Source organism: Nonomuraea rubra (assembly GCF_014207985.1).
Lineage (GTDB): Bacteria > Actinomycetota > Actinomycetes > Streptosporangiales > Streptosporangiaceae > Nonomuraea > Nonomuraea rubra.
The window spans coordinates 5,902,002-5,912,574 of the sequence record NZ_JACHMI010000001.1; the positions used below are offsets into that span (position 1 = coordinate 5,902,002).

General features: G+C 71.9%; 11 protein-coding genes. 7 read left to right on the forward strand and 4 right to left on the reverse strand.

Features of this window, described 5'->3' with window-relative positions; all coding sequences use genetic code 11:
• Positions 1–6: 6 nt before the first annotated feature.
• Positions 7–1,428, forward strand: coding sequence for a HAMP domain-containing sensor histidine kinase (locus HD593_RS26765; protein ID WP_312903720.1), 1,422 nt, complete (start codon positions 7–9; stop codon positions 1,426–1,428).
• Positions 1,425–1,925: a hypothetical protein gene (locus HD593_RS26770; protein ID WP_221524978.1), complete on the forward strand. Its 501-nt coding sequence runs from the start codon at positions 1,425–1,427 to the stop codon at positions 1,923–1,925. The genes HD593_RS26765 and HD593_RS26770 overlap by 4 nt, the downstream gene beginning before the upstream one ends.
• On the opposite strand, the gene HD593_RS26775 is transcribed toward HD593_RS26770, so the two are convergent.
• Positions 1,926–2,561: a hypothetical protein gene (locus HD593_RS26775; RefSeq protein ID WP_221524979.1), complete on the reverse strand. Its 636-nt coding sequence runs from the start codon at positions 2,559–2,561 to the stop codon at positions 1,926–1,928.
• 69 nt (positions 2,562–2,630) lie between these two features.
• A complete protein-coding gene (locus tag HD593_RS26780) occupies positions 2,631–2,894 on the reverse strand; it encodes a hypothetical protein (protein ID WP_185104834.1) in 264 nt (87 codons plus the stop codon).
• A gap of 190 nt (positions 2,895–3,084) precedes the next feature.
• Between HD593_RS26780 and HD593_RS26785 the strand changes: the two genes are divergently transcribed.
• The 4 genes from HD593_RS26785 (at position 3,085) to HD593_RS26800 (ending at position 7,183) form a co-directional block, all read left to right on the forward strand.
• A complete protein-coding gene (locus HD593_RS26785; protein ID WP_185104835.1) occupies positions 3,085–3,291 on the forward strand; it encodes a ferredoxin in 207 nt (68 codons plus the stop codon).
• Complete coding sequence (locus tag HD593_RS26790) at positions 3,288–4,559, forward strand: cytochrome P450 (protein ID WP_185104836.1); 1,272 nt, start codon at positions 3,288–3,290, stop codon at positions 4,557–4,559. The genes HD593_RS26785 and HD593_RS26790 overlap by 4 nt, the downstream gene beginning before the upstream one ends.
• A gap of 115 nt (positions 4,560–4,674) precedes the next feature.
• A complete protein-coding gene (locus tag HD593_RS26795; protein WP_185104837.1) occupies positions 4,675–6,096 on the forward strand; it encodes an aldehyde dehydrogenase family protein in 1,422 nt (473 codons plus the stop codon).
• A 19-nt stretch (positions 6,097–6,115) separates the two neighbouring features.
• On the forward strand, positions 6,116–7,183 hold the full coding sequence (locus tag HD593_RS26800) for a Zn-dependent alcohol dehydrogenase (RefSeq protein WP_185104838.1): 1,068 nt from the start codon (positions 6,116–6,118) through the stop codon (positions 7,181–7,183).
• Positions 7,184–7,189: 6 nt separating this feature from the next.
• Here HD593_RS26800 and HD593_RS26805 read toward each other — a convergent pair whose 3' ends face one another.
• Together HD593_RS26805 and HD593_RS26810 are read right to left on the reverse strand one after the other, a co-directional pair.
• On the reverse strand, positions 7,190–8,455 hold the full coding sequence (locus HD593_RS26805) for an MFS transporter (RefSeq protein WP_185104839.1): 1,266 nt from the start codon (positions 8,453–8,455) through the stop codon (positions 7,190–7,192).
• A gap of 40 nt (positions 8,456–8,495) precedes the next feature.
• Positions 8,496–9,143, reverse strand: coding sequence for a TetR/AcrR family transcriptional regulator (locus HD593_RS26810; protein WP_185112140.1), 648 nt, complete (start codon positions 9,141–9,143; stop codon positions 8,496–8,498).
• A 180-nt stretch (positions 9,144–9,323) separates the two neighbouring features.
• Here HD593_RS26810 and HD593_RS26815 point away from each other — a divergent pair, with 180 nt between their 5' ends.
• Positions 9,324–10,538: an oxygenase MpaB family protein gene (locus HD593_RS26815; RefSeq protein WP_185104840.1), complete on the forward strand. Its 1,215-nt coding sequence runs from the start codon at positions 9,324–9,326 to the stop codon at positions 10,536–10,538.
• The last annotated feature ends 35 nt before the right edge of the window (positions 10,539–10,573 follow it).

Genomic DNA, 10,573 nt, shown 5'->3' on the forward strand with positions numbered 1-10,573 from the left:
CCGCCGGTGGCACCTCTGGGGCTGCGTGCCCGGCTGCTGTTCACCTTCGCGCTGCTGTGCGTCGTCACCGCGGCGGCGGTGGCCGGCGGGATGTACGTCCAGGCCCGAAACGACATCCTGCAGCGGACCCAGGACGCCGCGGTCCAGTCGATGAGGAGCCGCCTGGAGACGGTCTTCCCGCTGCGGAACCCGGAGCCGGGCCCGGCCGAACTCGGCGAGATCGCCAGTGCCGTGACCGATCGGAACGTCTCCGCCGTCGCCCTCTACTTCGGGGAGCGCTCGCCGGCCGGCTTCGATCCCATGGCGATCTCGGAGGAGCTGCGGCGGGCGGTGGCCGGGGGCCAGCTCGTGTGGCAGCGCATCATGTGGCGGGGCGTCCCCATCCTCATCATCGGCGCGCCGTTGCTGATCGTCGAGCCGGACGACACGACGCGGTTGTCCGGCATCGAGGTCTACACCGCGCGCAGCCTGGATCCCGAACAGCGCAGCATCGACCGGCTCGCCGCATGGGCCTGGTCCATCGGCCTGGTGACCCTGGCGTTCGCGGTCGTCCTCGCGTCGGTGGCGACCCGCGGCGTGCTGCGCCCGGTGCGCGAGCTCGGCCGGGCCGCGCGCCTGCTGGGCCAGGGCGACCTGCGGGCCAGGACCGCGGTCCACGGCTCCGACGAGCTGGCCGAGGTGGCGCGCACGTTCAACGACACCGCCGCGGAGCTGGAGCGGCACGTCAAGCAGCTGCGCGCGATGGAGGCCGACGCCCGCCGGTTCGTCGCCGACGTGTCGCACGAGCTGCGCACCCCGCTGGCCGCGCTGGCCGCGGTCGCCGACGTCCTCGACGAGGAGGCGGCCGGGCTGCCCGAGCACGCCGGCAGAGCCGCCAGGCTGGTCAGCCAGGAGACGCTCAACCTCACCGAGCTGGTGAACGACCTCATCGAGATCAGCAGGTTCGACTCCGGCGTCGCCGCCCTCGCGCTGAACGAGATCGACGTGGCCGAGCTGGTACGCGCCACCCTGCGGGCCCGGGGCTGGACGGAATCGGTGCGGGCCGAGCTGCCGTCCGGGGTGACGGCCCGGCTCGACCCGCGCCGGGTGGACGTCATCCTGGCGAACCTGGTCGGCAACGCCCTGCGGCATGGCGAGCCACCGGTGTCGGTGCGGCTGTCCGCCGACCCGCACTGGATCACCCTCGAGGTCCGCGACCACGGGCCCGGGCTGGACGAAGCGGTGCTGCCGCACGTGTTCGACCGCTTCTACAAGGCCAGCGCCGCCAGGGCCAGGTCCGAGGGCAGCGGCCTGGGCCTGGCCATCGCGAGGGAGAACGCGCGCCTGCACCAGGGCGACCTCACCGTCACCAACGCCCCGGACGGCGGCGCCCTCTTCACGCTGCGCCTGCCACGCCGGGCGGACGATCCGGAGGGAGGCGCCGAGTGAGGACCCGGCTCGCCCGCCGCGTGCTCGCCGCGGGCCTCGTCTCGCTCGCCGCCGTGGCCGGCTGCGGCGTGCGGCCCAGCGACGTCATCGAAGCCGGCGACCCGCCGAGCGGGCGCGTCGCACCGACCTGGCCGATCACCCTCTACCTGGTGCAGAACGGCCGGCTCAGCGCGGTGAAACGCTCCGGCCCCCCGCTGACCCCGGCGGACACGCTCACGCTGCTGGCCGACGGGCCCTCCGCGCGGGAACGGTCGCGCGGGCTCACCACCGAGGTCCCGTCGGAAGCCGGTCCGTTCGAGGTGACCGCCGCGCCGGCCGGCCACCTGGTGGTGACCCTGTCCACGCCCGCCGGCGACCTGTCCGCGCTGGCCGTCGATCAGATCGTGTGCACGGCCGCCGCCACGGCGGACGGCCCCGCCCAGGTCACCGTCGTCGGCGCCGGGCAGAGCGCGGGGCCCAGGACCTGCCCCCGGAGCAGCCGCGGCGCCGGCGGCTGATCATTCGTCGCCCGGGCCGGCCGGGGCGATCGGCAGGGGCGCGGCCGGCCCGCCGGCCAGCTCGCGCCCCTGGCCCAGCGTGTACTCCAGCTGCCGGGCCAGCTGCGGCACGGACGCCGGCGGCAGGTACGCCTCCGCGCCGGCGTCGAGCAGCCGGCGGACCGGCCCGTGGTACTGGACCCCCAGCTCCTCGTCCTCGATCTCGGTGACGATGACGCGCGCCTTCGGGAACAACATCCGGAGCCTCCCGATCAGCTGCGGGCTGGCCGGAGGCACCAGCAGCACATCCGCCGTCGCCGGGGCCGCGTGCATGTCGAGCACGACGTAGTCCGCGCCGAGCTGGGTGGACAGCGCCACCCGGGCCGCGGCCGACAGGTCCATCGCGGTGGCCACGACCGTCATGCTCTCGTGGTCCACCGGCTCCTGCCCGGGCTCCCCGGCCGGCTCGTCGCGATCGACGACGGCTCCCTGGATCACGTCCACGGTGCTGGAGATCGTCGCGATCGACGCGCCGTCCCGCGTGATGTCCAGGCTCTCGCCGGGCTCGAGGGCGTCGATGAGCGCCACCAGGTCTTCGGGAAGGCCGGTCACGTCGAGGTGCTGCGCAGGGCGGGCGGTGCGCTTGCGGATGATCACAGATGTCCTTCCTGACGCTGTGATCCTCTTGGACGCTCTCACCCGATCGATGGTTCGGCCGCGGCGCGTTCAGTACCGCTCGTCCACGGAGAAGCCCCAGGATCCCTTCTGCGGAGGGTTGGCCGTGTAGTAGTAGCACGGCCCCGGCGTCGTCCACGACGACTTGTACTTGGGGCGCTCCCGCTCGCAGGCGGCCTTCGTCTTGAACATGCCGACGAAGAAGTCCGCGTGTGCCGGGCCGGCCAGGGTGACCGCACCGATCGCCGCCGTCGCGACCGCGAGACCGATCACTCCGGCGCGGCGCGCACCGGACCGGCTGATGACCATCATCATGTGACTCCACGTTGTCGAGGTTGCTGCGCGAGAGTCAAGCAGCCGGTGGTACACGGCCGGAATACCTCGCTCGTGTACCAGGAATGTGCCGGTGCGGCAGGCGGCTCGCTCTTGACGAGACAAATGAACACTTTTTTAATTCCTTCAAAGGCGGGATCCCGAACCCCCAGCACAGACGGGAACGACGGCCATGAAGGTACGGATCGACTCCGAGCGATGCCAAGGGCACGGCCGCTGCTACGACCTTGCCCCTGACCTGTTCGGCGAGGACGACGAAGGTTACGGCACGGTGCTCGGCAGCGGCGAGGTGGCCGCGGGCCAGGAGCCGGAGGCGCGGCTGGCGGCGGCCAACTGCCCCGAGCGGGCGATCGACGCGGAGAACGGAGCCGCCCGATGAGCGTGGACGACCGCTTCGGCCCCGACCTCGAAGAGGCGCGCAAGAACCGCCCGCTGCCCACGATCAGCGAGATCGTCACCGACCCGGTCTCCGACTGGGCCGGCGACTTCTCCCACGTCGATCCGGTCTGGGCGGCCGATCCGTACCCGATCCAGGACGACCTGCGGCAGCGCTGCCCGATCGCGCACACCGAGCGGTTCGGCGGGGTGTGGCTGCCGACGCGGTACGAGGACGTGGTGGCGGTGGCCTACGACACCGAGCGGTTCTCCTCGCGGGGGATCATCGTGAGCAACGTCCGGCCGCCGGCCGAGCTGGCCCCGATGGGCAGCGTGCCGCCGATCTCGTCCGATCCGCCGTTCCACCACGACGCGCGCAAGCTGCTGCTGCCCGCGTTCACCAAGAGCGCGGTGCGCAAGCAGGAGGAGGCGACGCGGGCGTACTGCCACGAGCTGATCGACGCGTTCGAGGGCCGGGACCTGGTGGACGGCGCGCACGAGTACGCCCAGCACATCCCGGTGCGGGTGATCGCCAACCTGCTCGGCCTGCCGCCCGAGGACGGGCCGCTGTTCCGGCGGTTCATCGAGACCTCGCTCGAGAGCGTGAACAGGCCGCCCGAGGAGCGGGCCGACGGGTTCGCCGAGCTGGCGGACTACCTGCTCGCCCAGATCCGCGACCACGTCGACCACCCGCGCGACGACCTGATCACGTACCTGGTAGACGCCGAGCTCTACGGGCACAAGCTCAGCCCCGACCACGTGCTCGGCACGATCATCCTGCTGCTCATCGCGGGCATCGACACCACGTGGAGCGCGATCGGCGCGTCGTTGTGGCACCTGGCCCGGACGCCGCGCGACCGGGAGCGGCTGGTGGCCGAGCCGGGCCTGCTGCCGGCGGCGATGGAGGAGCTGCTGCGGGCGTACGCGCCGGTCACGATGGCGCGGCTGGTCAAGCAGGACATGCGGTGGAACGGCGTGGACATGAAGGCCGAGGACTGGGTGCTGCTGTCCTTCCCGGCGGCGAACCGGGATCCGGCGCAGTTCGAGCGGGCCGACGAGGTGGTCATCGACCGGGAGGTCAACCGGCACGCCGCGTTCGGGCTGGGCATCCACCGGTGCGTGGGCTCGCACCTGGCGCGCATGGAGCTGCGGGTGGCGCTGGAGGTGTGGCTGGAGCGGGTTCCGGTGTTCTCGCTGGCGGATCCGTCGGCGGTGACGTGGGCGGCCAGCCAGGTGCGCGGGCCGCGGACGCTGCCTCTGCGCATCGGCTGACCTGGAGCGCGCGTCCGGCGGACGAGCCTGGCGCGCGCCCTCGACTGGACGCCGTCACGGACTGGCTTCTAGAATTAAAATCTAGAATAAAGCTCCTCCAAGCCGAGGGTGGGTCATGCCACAGCGGATCTATGTCGATGGTGAGTGGGTGCAGGCGAGCGGCGGCGCCGCGATACAGGTGGTGAACCCCGCCACCGAGCAGCCCTTCGACGAGGTGCCGCGCAGCGGCCCCAAGGACGTGGCGCGCGCTGTGGAGGCGGCCGCCGCCGCGCTGCCCGCCTGGTCGGCCAGGCCCGTCACCGAGCGCGCGGGGCTCTGCGCCGCCGTGGCCGCCGCGCTCGGGGAGCGGGCCGACGAGCTGACCGAGACGATCGTGAACGAGCTCGGCATGCCGATCAAGCTGACCCGGGCCATCCAGGTCGGCTCGCCGATCAGGACGTTCATGTCGATGCCCGAGGTCGCCGCGGGCGTCGCGTTCGAGGAGGAGCTGGGCTCCTCGGTCGTCCACCGGGACCCGGTCGGCGTCGTCGGCGCGATCACCCCGTGGAACTACCCGCTGCACCAGATCGCCGCCAAGGTCGCTCCGGCGCTGACCGCCGGCTGCACGGTGGTGCTCAAGCCCAGCGAGGTGACGCCGCTCGACGCGTTCGTGCTGGCCGAGGTGATGCACGAGGTCGGGATCCCGGCCGGGGTGTTCAACGTGGTCTCGGGCACCGGGCCGGAGGCGGGGGAGGCGCTGGCCGCGCACCCGCTGGTGGACATGGTGTCGTTCACCGGCTCCACCCGCGCCGGGCGGCGGGTGGCCGAGCTGGCCGCCGCCGGGGTCAAGCGCACCGCGCTGGAGCTGGGCGGCAAGTCCGCGAACGTGCTGCTCGACGACCTCGACGACGCCGCGTTCGAGGACGCCGTACGCAAGGGCGTGGCGGCCTGCTACCTCAACTCCGGCCAGACCTGCTCGGCGCTGACCAGGCTGCTGGTGCCGCGCGAGCGACTCCAGGACGCCGAACGGCTCGCGGCCGACGAGGCGGTCACGTACACGCCGGGCGACCCGCGCGACCCGGCCACCCGGCTCGGCCCGCTGGTCTCGGCCGTGCAGCGGGAGCGCGTACGCGAGCACCTGCGCTCGGCGGCCGGGGACGGCGCGACGATCCTCACCGGCGGTCCCGCCGCGCCCGACGGGCTGGAGCGCGGCTACTACGTGCGGCCCACCGTGATCACCGGCGTGGCGCCCGAGTCGCGGATCGCCCAGGAGGAGATCTTCGGCCCGGTCCTGGTCATCCTCCCGTACGACGGGGAGGACGAGGCCGTCCGCATCGCCAACGGCACCGCGTACGGGCTGGCGGCCGGCGTGCGCGCCGCGGACCAGGAGCGCGCCCGCAGGGTGGCCAGGAGGCTGCGTGCCGGGCAGATCCGGATCAACGACGGCGCCCACAACGGCCTGGCGCCGTTCGGCGGCTTCAAGCAGTCCGGATACGGCCGCGAGTACGGCCGCTTCGGCCTGGAGGAGTTCCTCACCACCACGTCCGTCCAGCTCTGAAGCCCGGGGGAGAGCACACGTGCGAGGCGTCATCCTGCGTGAGACGGGCAAGCCCGTCGAGGTCACCGGCGAGCTGAGCCTGCGGCGGCCGGGACCGGGAGAGGTACGGGTGCGGCTGCGTGCCGCCGGCGTCTGCCACTCCGACCTGTCGATGTGCGAGGGCCGCCTGCCCGCCCGGCTGCCGCTGGTGCCCGGGCACGAGGGGGCCGGGGAGGTGGTCGAGCTCGGCCCCGGCGTGAGCGGCCCGCCGGTCGGCACGCACGTGATCCTGTCGTGGATCCCGCCCTGCGGGAGCTGCGCGCTGTGCCTGGGCGGGCAGCCGAACCTGTGCGTCAGCGTCCCCCCGCCGCCGTCCACCGTGACGTTCGAGGGCGAGCCCGCGCATGCCGGGCTCGGCGTGGGCTGCTTCGCCGAGGAGACCGTGGTCGACGCGCGGGCCGCCGTCCCGATCCCGGACGACGTGCCGTTCGACGTGGCCGCCGTCGTCGGCTGCGCGGTGCTGACGGGTGTCGGCGCCGTGGTCAACACCGCCCGGGTACGCCCCGGCTCGTCGGTCGTCGTGATCGGCTGCGGCGGCGTCGGGATCAACGTGATCCAGGGCGCCAGGCTGGCCGCGGCCGCCCCCGTCCTGGCCGTGGACCCGCTGCCGGAGAAGCTGGAGGCGGCCAGGGCGTTCGGCGCCACCCACGTGGCCACGCCCGACGAGCTGGGCGACGCGGTCAAGGAGCTGACCGGCGGGCTCGGCTTCGACTACGCCTTCGAGGTCGTGGGCCGCTCGGCCACGATCAGGCAGGCGTGGCGGGCCACCCGGCGCGGCGGCACCACCGTCGTGGTGGGCGCGGGCAGCCGCGACGACCAGGTCACCTTCAGCGCGGCCGAGCTGTTCGCCACGGAGCGGCGGCTGGCCGGCTGCCTGTACGGCTCGGGCGACGTGCGCACCGACTTCGGCCGGCTGCTGCGGCTGTGGCGGGCCGGTCGGCTCGACCTGGAGGGCCTGATCAGCCGGCGCATCACCCTGGACGGCGTGGGCGAGGCCTTCGCGGCCATGGGGTCGGGCGACGTGATCAGGTCCCTGGTCGTGTTCTGACCGGGGTCACGAGCTCGTTTCCGCAGCGCTGGGCTCCGGGGCCGGGGCCCGGGAGGCGGCGACGGCGGCCCGGCCGGACGGCAGGCGGGTCGAGATCGCCATCACCACGACGGTGGCCAGGCCGGCGGCGATCAGCAGCGCCTCGACGCTGACGACGTCGGCCAGCGGGCCGAAGACGACCATGCCGACCGGCGTGGCCAGGGCCATCACGATGCTAACGTAGCTGAAGACGCGCCCGTGCATGGTGGCCTCGACGGTCTCCTGGATCAGCGTCATGAACGGGGTCGAGAACGGCGGCACCAGCAGCCCGAGCACGAACATGAAGCCGTAGAACACCCACAGGTTCGTGCTCAGCCCGAGCCCCACGGTCACGGCCCCGAAGCCGTAGACGGCGACCAGGATCAGCCCCACCCGGCCGCGGTTCGCCAGCCATGTGGACATCAGGACACCGCCGAGCAGCATGCCGAGGCTGAAGGCGATCTCCAGCACCGCCAGCATCCACTCCTCGCTGCCGAAGGTGCGCGCGACCATCAGCGGCGTGACGAACGAGGGCGCCACGGTGAGCAGGAAGATGATCGTGTACACGATGAGCAGCCAGCGCACGACCGTATTCGCACGGATGTACCGCATGCCTTCGACCAGGTCCTGCCGGTAGGAGGACGCGCCGGCCCCGGCGGCTCGCTCCAGCGTGGGCACCGCGACCAGGGCGAGCAGCCCGATCCCGGCGACCGCCGTGACCACGTCCAGGAAGAAGACCGGGACGATGCCGACCGCCGCGTAGATCGCGCCGGCGGCGGCGGGGGCGAGCAGCGCCATCGCCGAGCTGATGGTCTGGAAGATGCCGTTGACGCGCATGAGCTGTTCGGCCGGCACGATCTGCGGGATGATCGCCTGCACGGCCGGGGTCTGCACCCCGGCCCCGACCGATCGCACCGCCACCGCCAGCAGCACGATCCACAGGTCGGTCACCCCGTTGGCCATCAGCATCGCCAGCACCAGCGTCGCGGCCGCGATGCACGCGTCCGCGATCATCACCAGCACCCGGCGGTTCATCCGGTCGGCCAGCACCCCGCCGAAGAGCGACACCAGACCCTGGGGGAGGAACGCGGCCACGGCGTAGAGCGCCACCGCCAGCCCCGACCGGGTCTCCAGCGTCACCCACCACATCACCGCGTACTGCACGACCATGGAGCCGAACAGGGACACGGTCTGGCCGGTCAGGAACAGGGTGACGTTGCGCCGCCACGGAACAGACTGCTCGTTGTCCTTCATGCCCTAGATCGTGCCTGGTTCTGGCTCCTGGTGCAGTCCGTTATCCGGTGGCCCGCAACATCGGCACCAGGAACCGCCTGGCCACCGCGGCCAGCTGCGCCTCGTCGTCGAGGTCGACGACCTGGCTGGGGATCGCCAGGAACGAGGCGGAGACCCGGACCATCAGCTCGGCCACCAGGTCGGTGTCCAGATCGCCCGGCACGTGGCCGGCGCGCTGCTCGCGGCGGAGCTGGCCCGCGACGAACTGCCGCACGGTGGCGAGGGTCTGGCCGCCGTCATTGATCATCGAGGGCACGAGCAGGTCGGGCTCGGCGGCGATCAGGCCGCCGATCAGCGGGTTGGACCGGATGGCGCGCAGCGAGCTGACGAAGCCCAGGACCACCCGGTCGGCCGCGGTGCCCGCCTGCTCGATGTCGACGAGGAACTGGTCGAAGTACCGGCGGAACTCCCGGCGTACGACATGCTCGACGAGCACATCCTTGGTGGCGAAGCGCCGGTAGACGGTGATCCGTGAAACCCTCGCACGCTTGGCCACGTCCTCCATGGTCGAGCGCCGGATGCCCATGCGGCAGAACTGCTCGTACGCCGCGCCGAGAATGCGCGAGCGCACCTCGTCGGTGTCGCCGACGCGTTCGACGGCGTCAAGGTACGCGCGCTCCAGCAGTGACTCCGAATTCGGCGGTGCCATGAGTGCGGACAGCGCAGATTCCACGATCACCTCCTGTGGATTTCATTGTGCCTCAACCGCCTAACGGCCGTTGTCGCGTCTTGTGATGGCGGTCACGTTGTGCTGTCATGATACGCAGAAGCGCAAGGCGTTTCATCGTATCAATGCACGTTCCCGGCCTCGTCGAAGGAGGAGCGAAGCATGGGTGAACTCAGCAGGCGCAACATGTTGAAGGCGGGTGGCGCGATCGGCGCGATCGGCGCGCTGAGCATGGCGACCCCCGCGCACGCGTGGACGTGGTCACCCCAGGGCTCGGTCGCGGGCACCGGGGCCGGGCTCGACCCGCGCTGGGTGTGGGACGAGGAGGCCGACCCCCTGGTGGCCTCGCTGCTCGACCGCGGCGACGTGCCCAGGGTCAACGAGCTGCTGCGTACCTGGACCAAGAACGGCCAGCCGTTACCCGCCGGCCTGCCCGCGGACCTGCGGGACTTCATGGAGCGCGCCCGGCAGCTCCCGTCCTGGGCCGACCAGGGCAAGCTGGAGCTCGCGGTCGAGTTCAACAAGAAGCGCGGGCTCTACCTGGGCGTCCTGTACGGGCTGGCCAGCGGCATGATGAGCACGGTCATCCCCAAGGAGGCCCGCGCCGTCTACTACTCCCAGGGCGGCGCGGACATGAAGGACCGTATCTCCAAGACCGCCAAACTCGGCTACGACATCGGCTCGCCCAACGCCTACCGGCCCGACGGCGAGATGATCGTGACCTGCGTCAAGACCCGGCTGGTGCACGCGGCGGTACGGCACCTGCTGCCCCAGTCGCCGTACTGGTCGGAGGTCGCCGAGGAGGAGATCCCGATCAGCCAGCGGGACATGATGGTCACCTGGCACAGCCTGCCCACCACCGTCATGCAGAAGATGGTCTCCTGGAAGGTGCCCATCCCCAGCGCCGAGTCCACGGCGTTCCTGCACTCCTGGCAGGTGGGCGCGCACATGCTCGGCATCAAGGACGAGTACATCCCCGCCTCGTGGGCGGAGGCCAACAGCCAGGCCGAGCAGGTGCTGACCCCGATCCTGGCCGCCACGCCCGAGGGCATCAAGCTGGCCGACATCCTGCTCAACCTCGGCTCCTCCGTCGACGGGGGCATCCTCAGCAAGCCGATCCTCGGCGCCTTCACCCGCTTCATGCTCGGCGACGAGATCGCCGGCTGGCTGAAGATCCCCAGGGAGCCGGTCTGGGACCCGCTGCTCAGGCTCTCCTGGAGACCCTTCATCGCGGTCCGTGAAGGGCTGCTGCCGTTCCCGCTGGCGCCGGAGGCGTACTGGCTCTTCGACGAGTTCCTGCGCAAGGCGGCGCTGCTTTTCCTTTCCGAGGCGCGGCCGATCAGCATCGAGATCCCCGAGACCAACCGCCCGTCCTGAGCCGGGCGCACGACAGACAGAGAGGAACGGTCGTT